Below are 14,172 nucleotides of genomic sequence, written 5' to 3'. Positions count from 1 at the left end.
TAACGCTTTTCTGTGCAAATGGGCAGAACCCTGGCGGGGGCTATGCTAGGCTAAAATCCGTATGGGTTGGGACGATTGTGGGGGCAGCGCATGAAAATGCTCGAGACCCTCGTACCACTGGGAGTCCGCCAGGCCATCCTAACCAGTCAGGACGGGCTGGTGATCGAAAGCGCAGGCAAGGAAACTCCAGAGCCCGAGCTGTTGGCTGCCGAGCTGGCCACCCTCGCCAGAGCCAGCCGCACTCTGGCCAAGAGCCTGGGAGGAGACTTACGGCGCTTCACCATCGCTACTGAACACCGGGAGGTGCTGGTGGTGGTATTTGGTGGCTATTTTCTGGGAGCAGTGGTTGAGAAGGGCGCGGATCGCAAGAGCATCGGCAACGAGCTTTCACGTCTAGCCCTGCGCCTGGCGCAAACAATCTAGGAGTCAATCTATGATTCAAGAAGTGCTTGGTGAGTTGCAAGTCACCAAAGGCGTGTTGGCCTCGGCGCTGGTAGCCGAGGATGGCTTTGTGGTCGAGAGTCTCCGTGCCGAGCAAGCCCCGGATGTGGATTTTCTAGGGGGTGCAGCTTCTACGGCGCTGGCCTCTGCGCGGGCTCTATCCCAAGAACTTGGTCGCGGCGAGGTCGAAGAGGTCATGGTAGAGTACCCCGAGGGGCCAGTGCTGCTGGTTCCGCTCGAGGCTGGGTACTTGCTGGTTGTGCTGATGGATTCCATGCAAAGCCTGGGCCGGGTGCGCTTCCAGCTGAAAAAGAGTGTCCCACGCCTCCAGGAGGCTTTATCGTGAGTGAGGTTTCACAAGTACCCGAGCTACGTGTAGATATTGACCGCGAAACCGCCCTTGGCAAGTATGCCAATTTCGCCATCTTCTCGCACCAAAAAAACGAGTTCTACCTCGACTTCGCCTTGATGCAACCCGGCGGACAACCCAATCAGGTCGTGGCTGTGGTCACCAGCAGAGTGATCACCAGTCCCCAGCACGCCAAAGCGCTGCTGCGTAGCTTGGCCGAGAACATCCAGCGCTACGAGGAAACCTTCGGGGTCATCCCCGAGGCCGTGGACACTTCCAAAGCTTGAGCCCTGGGGGTTCACAGAAGAGGTGGGAAGATTCCAACACTTCTGTTGGTTTTGTGTGGACCCAGGCCCCTAAGCGTATCAAGGTAAAACCAGATGCGGCGGGTTCGTCCGCCATTTGGTGACGAACTAACCCGACTGAGGCTACCCGCGTAGCGGAGGGCGATACGGCTCTTTGAAAAGGGTGACGCCTTCTTCATCGACCGTTCGGGAGGGGTGTGCTCCAGTATTCAAAAAGATAGCCTCTGGGGGTCGTGGGTTTTGAAGACTATCTTTTTGAACCCAGTATAGAGCGGTTTGCGATTTGATCCGATGGATATAGGGATAGCAAGCCCAGGGTAGCCGCGCAGCGGCCTCCCCCTCACCCCCCGGATGATAGTAGCGCTCTCCTCACCCCAAGGTCATTACCTGAAACCGCCCTGAGAACCTTGATGTTCCTTTCAGAGCCCTTTACAAATGCACCTTAAACCACTCCAGATAAGCATTTAGACGCGCAATGCGGCGGTCAGGGCGACCCGCCCGACTCAGTTCGTGGCCCTCCTCGGGCACTCGGAAAAACCGGGTGGGCACCCCTTTTTGCAGCAAGACCGTATACCAGGTCTCGCCCTGATCTATGGGGCAACGGTGGTCTTGTTCAGAGTGCACCACCAGGGTGGGGGTTTGTACCTGGTGCGCCAGCGAGAGCGGGCTTTTTTGCCACAGCACCTCGGGGTTCTCCCAGGGTCTGGCCCCCAGTTGCAGATAGGTAAAGCGCGGCCCGATATCGGAGGCCCCATAAAAGCTCGTCCAGTTGCAGATGCTTCGGTCGGTCACGGCGGCTTTGAATCGGGCTGGGTGCCGGGCGGTAAGCCAGTTGGTCATAAAGCCGCCATACGAGCCCCCCGCCACCCCAATCCGGCGGGAATCCAGGGGAAACTGCGCCAGCACATGATCCAAAAAGCCCAATAAGTCTTTTTCGTCAATATCGCCCCAGCGCTTATCCAGCTCCACATAGTCCTGACCGTAGCCCGTCGAACCCCTGGGGTTGCAGTAGGCCACGGCAATGCCAGCGGCCCGGAAGAGCTGCAACTGCAACATCAGGGCATTGCCAAAAGCGGTGTGGGGGCCGCCGTGAATGTAGAGAACAACGGGATGGGGGCCCTCGCCTTCGGGCAGCAACACCCAGCCCTGCACGGTATGACCCTCGGGTGCCTCGTAGCGCACCTCTTGGGGGGTGGGCAGTTCGGGCAACACACCGGCATTGGGGTCGAAGAGTACCTCTCCCCGGCGGGTCAGGCGAGCGCCGTGGGTGAAATTTTCCGAGAGGGTGTAAAGGTCGTTGCCACAAAAGGCAAAGCCCAGGATGTTGAACTCCTGCGGGCTGAAGAACCGCACCTCTCCCCCCAAGGTCACCGCCAGCAGGCGGGCCGAACCCTGGTGGGTGACCACCACGTAAACCCGACCATCGGGCCCCACCCTGGGGGTTTGTACGCCGGCGCCGATACGCATATCTGAGTTCACCGAGTTAAGGAAAGAACCCTGGGCCAGCAAGCGAATATTTCCGTCCAGCCCCCGGTAATAGAGCCTGGACTCCGTACCACCCCCCCGTTCCCAGGCATGGGCCAGGTAGACCAGCCCGCCGTCCGGGGTGGGCTCGAGGCCGCCGATAGGCCCCACCCCTCCAAACAGCTCATCTATATGCCCGTCCAACCCTACGTGATAAGCCCGCTGAATCCAGCCCCAGCGTTCCTGGGGCGAACCCGAAGCGGTGAAGTATAACCCGTTGCCCACCGCGTTCCAAACCACCTCTTCGACGTCCTGAGCGAGTTTGACCAGCGGCCTGGCGGTTGCGTTTTCCCACAGCCAGAGTTCCCTGGGCTGCCCCGGCAACAAACCCCTAGCATCGAATTTGACCGGCCAGGTTTCGTATGTGCGGGGTTCGTCGGGTTTGGGGGGCTCGTAGTCGCCTCGGGTTAGCAGGGCGATCCGGCTGCCATCGGGGCTCACCTTGTAACCCTCTATGCCAGCTTTGAACTGTGTGATCTGCTCGGCCTCGCCACCCGAAAGGGGCAAGCGAAAAAGTTGCGGTGCCTTGTCTACCTTGCGGGTGAAATAAATGTAGCGCCCCCGCCAGAAGGGCGATTTGGCCTCGCCCTGTGTTAGCAAATGCATCTCCCCATCCCACATGGCCAGGCGGGAGCGGTAGCGAGGGGGCTCTTTTTCGGGTCGCTCGATGTCGGTGTAAACAAAAAGGGGTTTGCCACCAGGGCCTTCGGTCAGGTCGGACAAGAAGCGGAGTTGATACAGCAGGTCGGTTGTCACCCCCATACTTTACCTGACCGACGGGTCAGGCACAGGTAATGCAGCCAAGGATTGCCCCACCGTCCCTGGCCCTATCTTGCGCCTTCAAAATGCAGCATCCACTCCTTAAGGCCCTCGCGACCAGCAAAACCGCCCAGGCTGCCATCAGCATGTATCACCCGCTGGGCCGGAACCACCAGGAAGAAGGGGCAAGCCCGCATACCCGCTCCTACCGCCCTCGGGGTCAGGCCGCACAAGCGTCCCATCTGGGCATAACTGCGGGTTTCACCCAGGGGAATACGTCGAACTGCTTCGTACAGGGCCATCCGCCGGACATCGAAACCGGCATAGTCCAGGGGTATCCCCAAAAAAGTTTCCCCTTTACCGGCAAAATAGCCTTCTACCCGCCGGGCCAGGCTACGCAGAAGCCGGTTGGGGCGCTCCGGCAAGCCCTCACCCAGCACCAGCAACTCCACCGATAGCAACCCTTGGTGGCTAGCCCTGGCAAAAAGGGGGCCAATGGGCGTGGGAATCAGCAGGCTGTACATCTCAAGCCTTAGCGGCTTTTTCGCGCTTGCTGGTCTCGCGGGTTACGGCTCCTTCCAGCATGAGGTCGAGAAACTTGGTCATCTCTTCCTTGAGCTGCCGTCCCGGGGTATAGGCCGCCCAGCGCAATGCCGAGAGCAGGTATACATCGGCAATCGAGCGGGAGATGCGCTCGAGCGACATATCTTCCCGCAGCCTGCCGCGCAGCTTGAGCGGGCGCAGGATATCGGCAATCAGATCGCCCAGAGGCAGAGCCTCGAAGGCAGCTTTGGCTCGTGCAGGATCGGGATTCAGGAGCTCGTAAGCCAGCGGCGAGAGCAGTACACGTTCCCGCTCGCTCACCTCGGCCAGCCGATCCCACAACCGGCGCAAGACCTCGAGGGGAGGCTCTCCCTGGCCCAGTTCGGCCAGGGCCTGTTCGCGCAACTCGCTCAGCAGTTGCGCGCCAAAATCGAGCAGCACAGCTTCTTTGTAGGCGTAGTAATTGAAGAAAGTACCGCGCGATACGTGCGAGGCTTTGGCAATGTCGGTGGCGGTGGTCTGGTGAAACCCCTTCTCCCGAAACAGGTTGATGGCAGTGCGAAAAATGCGATCACGGCGACGCAGCTTTTGCCTTTCCCGCAGACTGAGCATGAAGAGATTGTACCCAAGTCCAATAAATTGCGCTAGCCACCTTTGGCTACCAAAATATAGGTTGCGCGATTCAGTATCGTGATGAGCACGGGCTCTGTAGCTCGTTTCATTTATCCCCTGAATACCAGCTGAGCGGCGTGAGTCTTTTCAAGGTCAAACTTTAGCCCGCACAATTTCGCACTGCGTTGTACAGTAGACATCTGCTATGCGTCGCCGCTCAATTTTCAGCCAACTGCCCAGCGTGTGGAGCTTACTGCGGCCCCTTGGGGGTCGTGGCCGAACCCGCCGCAGCGGCGACCGAATCTGGCTTTTTCTGCTGCTGCTGGTGGTGGTGGGGTATTTGGTCTGGGATACCTACTTCCGCCCGGTTCCCCAGGTCTACCAAGCCCCGGGGGGGCTCGAGCTCTATTTTGCTCCAGCGCAAGGTCGGGCAGCCAAAAACCGCCTGATTAACCTGATTAATTCCGCCCAAAACCGGATTGAGGTAGCCGCGCTCGAGCTCGAAGACCGCGAGATCGGCCAGGCCCTCGCTCGGGCTGCCGTCCGGGGGGTGCGGGTGCGGATGTTCAACGATTCGGATTACCGCATTGAAACCCGCGAAAGTCTGGGCGTAAAAAGCAGCAGCCAGGCCCGCTGCGAAACCCTCCAGCAAGTGCGGGTCTGCTACGACAGCCGCAACAACGCGCTGATGCACCACAAGTTTGTGTTGATTGACGACCTGGGCGTCTGGACCGGCAGCGCCAACCTGACCTGGAACGCCTTCGAGCGCAACAACGAAAACAGCCTGTGGCTTCCGGTGCGGGGTCTGGTGGACGTATACCGGGCCGAGTTCAATACCATCTTCGCGGGCCAGGAAAGTGGTCTGGGCCGCTCCGAGCGATTCCTGATCGGCTCCACCGAGGGCACCGTCTACTTTAGCCCGGCGGGAGGCCGCGAGGGCCGGGGTGCTATTCTCGAGTTGCTGAAGCGGGCCAATCGAGATATCTGGATTGCCGCTTTTGTCCTGACCGACACCCGCATGGTCGAGGCGCTCGTGCAAGCCCACCGGAGGGGGGTTCGGGTCCGGGTGGTGATAGAAGCGCGAAACCTGGAAAACTCACGGGATGAAACCTTGAAGCAAGCTGGAATTGATGTCCGCAAGGACGACAACCCCTACACCATGCACCACAAAGTGATGGTGGTGGATGGCGAGTGGGTGGTCACAGGAAGCTACAACTTTACCAGCTCCGGTTTTAGTCGGAACAACGAAAACCTGCTCATTTTGCGCGACAGCAACCTGGCACAGCGCTACCAGCGTGAAGTGGAGGCCACCTGGCGTGCTGGAAGCCGCTTGTAGACATGTTTAGCCTTACACAACCCACGAGAAAAGCTTATCCAAACACCCCAGCCCCCTTGGCTAAGTGGTCTGGCAAGCAAGAATTCAGTATGCACTTCAGTGCCTCCCAATGGGCCGCACATCGCAATTTTGGGCAATCAACGTGTTTAAAAATGTGCTACAAAATAAGTTACCCATGCACCAAGCCCCTCTCCCCTTCCCCCAAGCTCCCATGACTTCTCTCCCCACCCTCATCCTGGCCTCGCAAAGCCCCCGCCGTGCTGAGCTGCTAAAGCGACTATCTATTCCCTTCGAAGCACGCCCTGCTGATATAGACGAAGAGTCTTTGGGGCACCTCGAGCCAGCTCCCATGGCCGAAGCCCTGGCCGCAAAAAAAGCCCAGACCATCTGGCAGCCGGGGCAGTGGGTACTGGCCGCCGATACCGTGGTGGCGCTAGATACCGAGGTTCTGGGCAAACCGCGAAGCCCTGAGGAAAACAAGGCCTTCTTACATCGGCTTTCAGGCCGCACCCATACGGTCTATACGGGCTTTGCCATCCAGCAGCCCGAGGGGCACCTGCACAGCGAAGTGGTCGAAGCAAAGGTTGCCTTTCGGGATTTGCAAGAGTGGGAGCTCGAGTGGTACGCCAGTAGCGGCGAGGGACTGGACAAGGCCGGAGGATATGGGGCACAAGGTTTGGGAATGGTGCTTATCGAGCGCATCGAGGGCGATTTTTACACCGTGATGGGACTGCCGGTGAGTCGGGTCTGGCAACGGCTATACCAACTGGGCTACTTTGGCCAAAGATAGGGCTTTACCAAGAGTATTCCACAAAACCTCCGCTGAAGACGATGAAATACGAGGCTGTCTTTTTGAATCCTGAGCACACCCCTCCCTGTCGGCCGGCGAAAAAAGCGTCTCCCTTCCAAGGGGCTTACACCCTCCGCTACGCGGATAAATTCGGCCCTGTTGTAAGAAACCTGCCCGTTGCATTCCATTTGGCCTTGGCGAAAAACCTCCTTTCCCTCCCCCAGCGGGGGAGGTCGGGTGGGGGCAGTGCCCATCCGCGGAACCCTCTATCAAAACCTTTTCTTTCGAGGGGCATTTTGGGTGATTATTCGGAAAATTGGAAACTTAATAAACGGATTTCTTATTAGTTCGTCACCGAAGGGTGACAAATTAACCGAACCTGGTATGAGTTTTTTTGCCATCTTTAGCCTTCAATACCGGTTGCATCTATGCGGTAGCGACAGCGGTTGCCTCCGGCTGCGATACGCTCTTCGCGCTCGACCGAAGCCCCCAGCAGTTGCTTATACATCTCGAGTTCGGCGTGGCAGAATTCACTGTGCTCCATGGAAAGGGCCAGCTTGGGGCAGCGACCCTGCTCGAGATACCAGGCCCCATTTTCGAGGTAAAAACTGGCCTGGTAGCCCTGCTCGGTGAGAAATTCACTCAAGCGATAGATTCTTTGCTCGAGGGTCAGACCTTCCATGTGGGGGGCGAGTTCCTCGAGCAGCTTGTTGTTGCGCCGGGTCAGAACTTCCAGCACCAGCCCTTCCCCAAAAAGCTCCTTGAGGTGGGTGAGCACATCGGCGCAGACGCGGGCGTAAGAGGCCTGCTCGTCAACAGCCTGGTACACCTGCTTAGGGCGGCCCCGGCTCTCGTTTTTCTCTAGACGGGCCCGCACCAAACCCTCGCGCTCGAGGTCTTCCAGGTGGCGGTGCACCGCTACTTTGGAGATGCCCAGCGACTCGGCCAGCGAGCCTGCACAGCTCGAGCGCGAGCGCAGGGTCTCGAGGATGCGCAACTTGGTCTCACCCATTCCCACAGCCATAACACCCCTAGGCCATCGGCAGCAGCAGATAAGACTGCACCGACAACTGTCCTGCCAGATTGCGCGCGGCCTGGCGGAAGGCCTCAGCCTCGGGCGACTGCGGGGCACCTACGACCACCGGCACACCGCTATCGCCCCCCTCGCGTACCGAAAGCGCGATGGGAATCTCACCCAGGAAAGCAGTCTTGTATTGTTCGGCCATCTGCCGGCCCCCGCCCTGTCCAAAGATGTGGGTCTTTTGGCCGTTCTGTTCAAAATAGGACATATTCTCAATCACACCCAGGATGTTGACCTGTACCCGCTTGAACATGTCCAGCGCCCGCTCAGCATCAATCCGGGCCACATCTTGCGGGGTAGTGACAATCACCCCCCCCGAAAGCCGGGTGAGTTGCGACAGAGAAAGCTGCACGTCCCCTGTACCGGGGGGCAGATCAATAATCAAGTAGTCAAGATCGCCCCAGGCTACTTCCTGCAAGAATTGTTTGATGGTGCCATGCAATATGGGGCCACGCCAGACCATGGCCTGTCCCGGTGGGACGATATTGGCCATGCTGATGAGCTTGATTCCATAGCGCTCAAGAGGCACCATGCGCTTTTGCTCATCTACCCGGAGCTTCTCTCCCTGGGTGCCAAACATCTGGGCCTGGCTGGGGCCGTAGATATCAGCATCCAGCAAACCCACACGGGCGCCCTCCTGGGCCAGCGCGATGGCCAGGTTGGCGGCAATGGTACTCTTGCCCACCCCCCCTTTGCCCGAAGCGATAGCCACAATGTGCTTGATCCCAGGCAGGGGCAGGTTTTGCGGGGCACGCACCTGTGCGCCAAAGTGCACTTCAATCTCGGCAGCACCAATCTTGCCGATAGCCGAGCGCACATCCCCCTCAATCTGCTCCTTGAGTGGGCAGGCCGGGGTGGTCAGGTTAATCTTGACTGCTACCCTGGCCCCTTCCACCACAATTTTTTCGACCATTCCCAGCGACACCAAATCCTTGTGTAACTCGGGATCGTTGACGGTCTTCAGGGCTTCCAGTACCCGGGCTTCGGTGAGCACACTCATCTCGTATTCAGATTATGCCTGGAAATGCTCTGACGAACGAGGTTAGCGTCACATTACCGCAGACCCAAAACACAATTTGTCAATCCATCCAACGGTGGATGCGCGGTCTCATCACCTTTTGTGCTTCGCCCTTAACCTAAAGCCCTTCATCCTCCAGTTAGTGCCCACACCCATCTACCGCCGTTTCGCAGCACTCCCTGGTGATGGTCAAATACCACAGGTTGCAGGCCCAAACCTCCATATAATCCGCTTCAATATGAGCATTGACAAGCTCCGCGACGAAGACCTGAAACTGGTGCAACTGCTCGAGCAGATGCGCACTCAGATTGCGCATTCCAGCAGCAGCCTGGAATCCCTCAAGATGGCCCTCGAGTTGGCCCAGCGCCTGGTCGAAGAACGCAATCAGAGCCTCCTCAATGCGCGCAGCCCCCTGCTGAAGGGGTACGGGGCCGAAGACGACGACGCACTCACCGGATTGCCCAGCAAGGCAGCTTTTGAAAAAGCCCTCGAGCGGGTTTTTGTCAGCGGAGAAATTTTTACGGTGGTGACCTTCGATCTCGATGGCTTCAGGGGAATCAACGAGCGCTTTGGCAGCGCAACAGGTGATGAGGTGTTGCGCCGGATGGGTCAGTTGGTGCGCAAAGCCCTGCGGGCCTCGGATGTGGCGGGACGAATCGGTGGTGAGGAGTTCGCCTTAATTCTGCGTGGTATTTCCGGCGACCGGGCTTTCGGGGTGTGTGAGCGGCTGCGCCTGGCAGTGCTCAAATACCCCTGGAATCAACTGCACCCTGAGCTCAAAGTGACCATCAGCCTGGGCTTTGCAGGCCGCGACGATGAGCCTACCGCCCAGGAAGTGCTGGCCCGCGCCGATCGCTTTCAGGCCGAGGCCAAAAGCTCGGGCCGCAACCAAACCTTCCCCGGACTTTATTACTAGCGCAAGGAGTGTCTGCTATGACCAGTCACGCCCAAAACCCCCTCAAGAACCTCCTAAACCGCGACGAAATCAAGCCCAAAGCCTCGGCGCGATACGTTGTCTCAATTTTCTCAGCAGTAGTCTTCCTGGGCTGGTTGGTTCTAGAAATGATCCTGGGCTTTTAGGGCTCCTTATGCCGGATTCAAAAAGATAATCATCCAAACCAAAGATCCCAGAGGCTATCTTTTTGAATCCTAGAGCACTCCCTTCCAAGGGGCGGTATCGCCCTCCGCTACGCGGATAACTTCCAAGGGGCGGTATCGCCCTCCGCTACGCGGATAACTTCGGTCGGGTTAGTTCGACGCCATCCGGCGCCGAACTAACCGAATCTGGTATTACTTATTCCATCGTCTTACATCCTCGCAAAGATTTATCGGGCCTGATGCTGAGTGATCTGGTATTCAAGCGCTTTGATTTCGCCCGCTGTATACTTGTTATAGGCGTTGACCGGGAGGAGTAGGTTTTTCGCGCCCCCAGAGAGGATGCTCCGTTGGCTGAGAGGGCATCTGGACACCGCAGAAACTGAACGTCGCCCGCGAGCTTGCAGGAAGAAACTCTTTTTGGAGCGTAGAGCCTGCCGGGAGTGCCCGTTACAGCACGCATGAGCGCCGATAGCACGTCCAGGTCTAGTTTAAGTCCAACTCGATACCCTCGACCCTATCGGAAGCGCGGTGGTACCGCGGGGTAAATCCTCGTCCGTGCAGCGGAGTCTGCAGGGGCGTTTTATTTTTAAGGACGTGTTTGGAGATGAAAGAGCTGAGCATGGTAGATCTTGGTCGGGAGGGGCTATACAAAAGGGCTCCACGAGTAAGCGCGGTTTGCCTGGCTTTTGCCGGTGTTGCAACGCAGATTCTTGGTGCACGGTAGTCGGACTAGTCCTCAAGAAGGTCAGTCTCCTTAGAACCCAGGAGGTCTTATGATTCCCAAGGAATGGCAGCTCGAGCCCCACTACGAACCCACGTTTAGCTGGTTCAGTCGTGAACCCCACACCCTTCAGTTTATGGGCCAGGAAATATCCCCGAGGGAGTCGGAAGATTATCCCGGCTGGTACTTCTCGCACGGCAGCTTTCCGCAGATTGTAGATAGCCTCGAGGAGGCCCTGACGCAGCTTAAGTCGCGTCTGAAACACTGGAACCTGAGCGACATCTTTGGCCGCCCGGCCCCGTATCAGGCCAGCAAAAGCGAGCGTAAAAAGATGCTGGCCGATCTACTCGGCGCGCCCATTGTCCCCCCTCCGCCTGGCTACGACCCCGACAAGGACGAACCTCCACCCCCCTTGCTAAAGTGCAAATGGGAACTCGGCAACTACCTGTTGGTCGCGGCCATCAATTACACCCCTTTCCGTCCAGAGCTGAGCACCTATTTTGACCAACCCAACAATCCCATCTATAGCCTGGTGGGCCAGGTCTGCACCCTGCAAGCAGCCACCCTTGCAGACCTCGAGCGCGAAGACGAGGACGAAGACTTCGAGGCCGAATGGAAGGAGCTTGCGGTGGGGACGGTGCATCTCGAGGGCAACCGACTTACAGTGGGCTTCTGGAGCCACACCTTCGAGGCCCACACCCCGGTGTACGGGGTAGCCTACAAAGAAGCCAGCTTCGAAGACGAGAAAATGAGTTATTACCTGAGCAGCGAGGCGAAAGAATGACCGAACCCAAAGAACTCCCTAAAACCTACGACCCCAAAGCCGTGGAGCCGCACTGGGCCGAAGAGTGGGCCCGCAACCCGTTGCGTCCGGAGCTCAACGCCCACAAAGGCAAAGGCCCCTTTACCATCGTGATCCCGCCCCCCAACGTGACCGGTAACCTGCACCTGGGGCACGCCCTGGACAACACCCTCATCGATACCCTGGTTCGCTTCAAGCGCATGCAGGGCTACGAGGCCTTGTACCTGCCCGGTACCGACCACGCCGGCATCACCACCCAGGTGCTGGTGGAAAAGGAGCTGGCCCAGGAAGGGCTTTCCCGCCACGATCTGGGGCGCGAGAAGTTCCTGGAGCGGGTCTGGGCTTTTAAGGAGAAAAACGGCGGCACCATTCTCTATCAGTTGCGCCGCATCGGGGCGTCCTGCGACTGGAGCCGCGAGCGCTTCACCATGGATGAAGGGCTTTCCCGCGCGGTGCGGCGGAGCTTCGTGGAGTACTATCACCAGGGCCTGGCTTACCGGGGTAAACGCATCGTGAACTGGGACCCAGTGGCCCAGACGGTGGTGAGCGACCTCGAGGTGAACATCGAGCCTACCCCGGGCCAGCTCTACACCCTGGCCTATCCGCTCCTGGGGGGCGGCGAGATTCAGATTGCCACCGTGCGCCCCGAGACCATCTTCGCCGATGTGGCCATCGCGGTGAATCCCGCCGACGAGCGCTACCGGCACCTGGTAGGCCAGAAGGCCTGCATCCCCCTCACCGAGCGCTACATTCCCATCATCGCCGACGAGTCGGTATTGACCGACTTTGGCACCGGGGCCCTCAAGATTACCCCGGCCCACGACCCCACCGACTTTGAAATTGGCACTCGGCACAACCTGGAGATGCCCAGCGTGATTGACCTGCAAGGTCACCTTGTGGGCGAGCTGGTGCCCGAGGCCTTCCGGGGTTTAGAACGCTTCCAGGCCCGTAAAGCTGTGGTGCTGGCTTTGCAAGAGGCCGGTCACATCCGCGAAATCCGCGACTACACTATTGCCCTGGGCTACTCCGAGCGCACCAAGGCCCCGGTGGAGCCCCTATTGCTCGAGCAGTGGTTTGTGCGCATGAAGCCAGTGGCCGAAAAGGTGCTGGCGGGCCTCGACAAAGGCGAGATGCGTTTCGTGCCCGAGCGCTGGGAAAAGGTTAACCGCGACTGGCTGGAAAACATCAAGGACTGGGCCATCGCCCGGCAGCTGTGGTGGGGCCACCAGATACCGGCCTGGTACGACGATGAGGGCAACGTCTATGTACCCGACCTCGAGAACCCCGACCTCGACTGCGACCAGGATCCCCGCTACGCCCACCTGAATCTGCGGCGCGACCCGGACGTGTTCGATACCTGGTTTAGCTCGGCCCTATGGCCCTTTTCCACCCTGGGCTGGCCCGATGAGTCCGCAGACCTGAAAAAGTACTACCCCACCGACGTGCTGGTCACCGGCTATGACATCATCTTCTTCTGGGTGGCGCGTATGCAGATGTCGGGCTACCAGTTCACCGGCCAGGCGCCTTTCCATACCATCGTGCTGCACGGGCTATATCTGGATGCCAAAGGCCAGAAGATGTCCAAGAGCAAGGGCAACGGCATCGACCCCCTCGAGCTGGTGGATCAGTACGGAGCCGACGCCTGCCGCTTCGCCTGGGACTATCTGGCCACCGGCGGGCAGGACATCCGCCACGACCCCCGGCGCTACGAGCAAGGGCGCAACTTTGCCAACAAGCTCTACAACGCGGCCCGCTTCGTGCTCATGAATAGGGCGCAGACAATCCGGCCCACCGCCCAGGAAGGCCCACCCAGCGAAAAGCGCTTCCTCACCCTGGCCGACCGCTGGATGATTTCCCGCCTCAACCGAGGCATTGCCGAAATTACCGAGGCCTACGAAGCCTTCGACCTGGGCCGCGCCGCCCGGCTGGTCTACGACCTGGTCTGGAGTGAGTTTTGCGACTGGTATCTAGAGGCTGCCAAGCCCGCTTTGCGCGAGGGGAACGCTGCCACCCAGGCCACCCTGGAGTCCGCCCTGGCCACGCTCTTGAAGCTGCTGCACCCCATCATGCCCTTCATTACCTCGGAGCTTTACCAGACCCTGACCGGTGCAGATCAACAACTGGCCTTGCAGGACTGGCCTCTGGCCGGTGAGCGCGACCTCGAGGCCGAAAAAGCCTTCGAGACCCTGCAAGAAACCATCACCGCTACCCGCAACCTGCGGGCCGAGCTGGGCATCCCCCCGCAGCAGGAAATTGGTGTGCACCTCGAGGGACCCGGGGCCTCGCTGGTGATGGAGAACCAGGCCCTGTTCCGCTTCCTGAGCAAGACCCAGGCCTCGCTGGGGGTTCCCGAAAAGGCCATTGCCCAGGTTACCGCCACCACCACCGTCTACCTCAAACCAGAAGGCGATCTGAGCAGCTTCCTGGAACGCCAAAAAAAGCGGCTAACCGAGCTGGAAAAACTGGTCGAGCAGGGTCAGAAAAAACTCGCCAACCCCGGTTTTGTCGAGCGGGCCGACCCCGCCGTGGTGCAGGCTGAGCGGGAGCGGCTGGCCGAGAATCAGGCCCACCTAAAGCGCATCCGCGAGAACCTGGCGCGGTTGGTATGAAGCCACACTCTGCCATAAAAAAACCTACCGGATTCACTCCGCTTTGCCCCAGGAATACCAGATTCGGTTAGTTCGCCGCCATACGGCGCCGAACTAACAGGGCCGAAGTTATCCGCGTAGCGGAGGGCGATACCGCCCCTTGGAAGTTATCCGCGTAGCGGAGGGCGATACCGCCCCTTGGAAG

At 59.1% G+C, this 14,172-nt stretch carries 14 protein-coding genes; 9 read left to right on the top strand and 5 right to left on the bottom strand.

Translation table 11 applies throughout. The features are described from left to right. Nucleotides 1-90 precede the first annotated feature (90 nt). Genes Q0X23_RS10630 through Q0X23_RS10620 form a run of 3 tightly spaced genes read left to right on the top strand, consistent with a single transcriptional unit; the run spans nt 91 to nt 1,077 of the window. On the top strand, nt 91-423 hold the full coding sequence (locus Q0X23_RS10630; protein ID WP_297860261.1) for a roadblock/LC7 domain-containing protein: 333 nt from the start codon (nt 91-93) through the stop codon (nt 421-423). Between the two features lie 10 nt (nt 424-433). Beyond that, nucleotides 434-787, top strand: a complete 354-nt coding sequence (locus tag Q0X23_RS10625; RefSeq protein ID WP_297860260.1) for a roadblock/LC7 domain-containing protein — start codon at nt 434-436, stop codon at nt 785-787. Further along, nucleotides 784-1,077: a DUF3467 domain-containing protein gene (locus Q0X23_RS10620; RefSeq protein ID WP_297860259.1), complete on the top strand. Its 294-nt coding sequence runs from the start codon at nt 784-786 to the stop codon at nt 1,075-1,077. Before Q0X23_RS10625 ends, Q0X23_RS10620 begins: the two co-directional genes overlap by 4 nt. A 447-nt stretch (nt 1,078-1,524) precedes the next feature. Here the strand turns inward: Q0X23_RS10620 and Q0X23_RS10615 are convergent, their stop codons facing one another. The 3 genes from Q0X23_RS10615 to Q0X23_RS10605 form a co-directional block, all read right to left on the bottom strand. After that, nucleotides 1,525-3,375: a S9 family peptidase gene (locus Q0X23_RS10615; protein WP_297860258.1), complete on the bottom strand. Its 1,851-nt coding sequence runs from the start codon at nt 3,373-3,375 to the stop codon at nt 1,525-1,527. Nucleotides 3,376-3,446: 71 nt separating this feature from the next. Continuing rightward, nucleotides 3,447-3,902 carry a methylated-DNA--[protein]-cysteine S-methyltransferase gene (locus Q0X23_RS10610; protein ID WP_297860257.1) on the bottom strand — a complete coding sequence of 152 codons (456 nt, stop codon included), beginning with the start codon at nt 3,900-3,902 and terminating at the stop codon, nt 3,447-3,449. A gap of 1 nt (nt 3,903) precedes the next feature. Next, nucleotides 3,904-4,533, bottom strand: a complete 630-nt coding sequence (locus Q0X23_RS10605; RefSeq protein ID WP_297860256.1) for a TetR/AcrR family transcriptional regulator — start codon at nt 4,531-4,533, stop codon at nt 3,904-3,906. A gap of 205 nt (nt 4,534-4,738) precedes the next feature. Here Q0X23_RS10605 and Q0X23_RS10600 point away from each other — a divergent pair, with 205 nt between their 5' ends. Together Q0X23_RS10600 and Q0X23_RS10595 are read left to right on the top strand one after the other, a co-directional pair. Continuing rightward, nucleotides 4,739-5,869: a phospholipase D-like domain-containing protein gene (locus Q0X23_RS10600; RefSeq protein WP_297860255.1), complete on the top strand. Its 1,131-nt coding sequence runs from the start codon at nt 4,739-4,741 to the stop codon at nt 5,867-5,869. A gap of 211 nt (nt 5,870-6,080) precedes the next feature. Further along, complete coding sequence (locus tag Q0X23_RS10595) at nt 6,081-6,659, top strand: nucleoside triphosphate pyrophosphatase (RefSeq protein WP_297861207.1); 579 nt, start codon at nt 6,081-6,083, stop codon at nt 6,657-6,659. A 403-nt stretch (nt 6,660-7,062) separates the two neighbouring features. On the opposite strand, the gene Q0X23_RS10590 is transcribed toward Q0X23_RS10595, so the two are convergent. Together Q0X23_RS10590 and Q0X23_RS10585 are read right to left on the bottom strand one after the other, a co-directional pair. Then, nucleotides 7,063-7,683 (bottom strand): metalloregulator ArsR/SmtB family transcription factor, encoded by a 621-nt coding sequence (locus tag Q0X23_RS10590; protein WP_297860254.1) that lies wholly within the window; start codon nt 7,681-7,683, stop codon nt 7,063-7,065. Nucleotides 7,684-7,690: 7 nt separating this feature from the next. Further along, complete coding sequence (locus tag Q0X23_RS10585; protein WP_297860253.1) at nt 7,691-8,740, bottom strand: Mrp/NBP35 family ATP-binding protein; 1,050 nt, start codon at nt 8,738-8,740, stop codon at nt 7,691-7,693. 256 nt (nt 8,741-8,996) lie between these two features. On the opposite strand from Q0X23_RS10585, the gene Q0X23_RS10580 reads away from it, so the two are divergent. From Q0X23_RS10580 to Q0X23_RS10565, 4 genes are all read left to right on the top strand, one after another. Further along, on the top strand, nt 8,997-9,674 hold the full coding sequence (locus Q0X23_RS10580; protein WP_297860252.1) for a GGDEF domain-containing protein: 678 nt from the start codon (nt 8,997-8,999) through the stop codon (nt 9,672-9,674). A 17-nt stretch (nt 9,675-9,691) separates the two neighbouring features. Continuing rightward, nucleotides 9,692-9,838, top strand: a complete 147-nt coding sequence (locus Q0X23_RS10575) for a hypothetical protein (RefSeq protein WP_297860251.1) — start codon at nt 9,692-9,694, stop codon at nt 9,836-9,838. A 791-nt stretch (nt 9,839-10,629) separates the two neighbouring features. Then, nucleotides 10,630-11,361 carry a hypothetical protein gene (locus Q0X23_RS10570; protein ID WP_297860250.1) on the top strand — a complete coding sequence of 244 codons (732 nt, stop codon included), beginning with the start codon at nt 10,630-10,632 and terminating at the stop codon, nt 11,359-11,361. Then, nucleotides 11,358-13,988: a valine--tRNA ligase gene (locus Q0X23_RS10565; RefSeq protein ID WP_297860249.1), complete on the top strand. Its 2,631-nt coding sequence runs from the start codon at nt 11,358-11,360 to the stop codon at nt 13,986-13,988. Before Q0X23_RS10570 ends, Q0X23_RS10565 begins: the two co-directional genes overlap by 4 nt. Nucleotides 13,989-14,172 lie beyond the last annotated feature (184 nt).

Source organism: Meiothermus sp., assembly GCF_026004115.1.
Taxonomy (GTDB): Bacteria; Deinococcota; Deinococci; order Deinococcales; family Thermaceae; genus Meiothermus.
The sequence above is the reverse complement of the archived record's forward strand: the minus strand, read 5'-3'. Positions and strand labels throughout refer to the sequence as shown.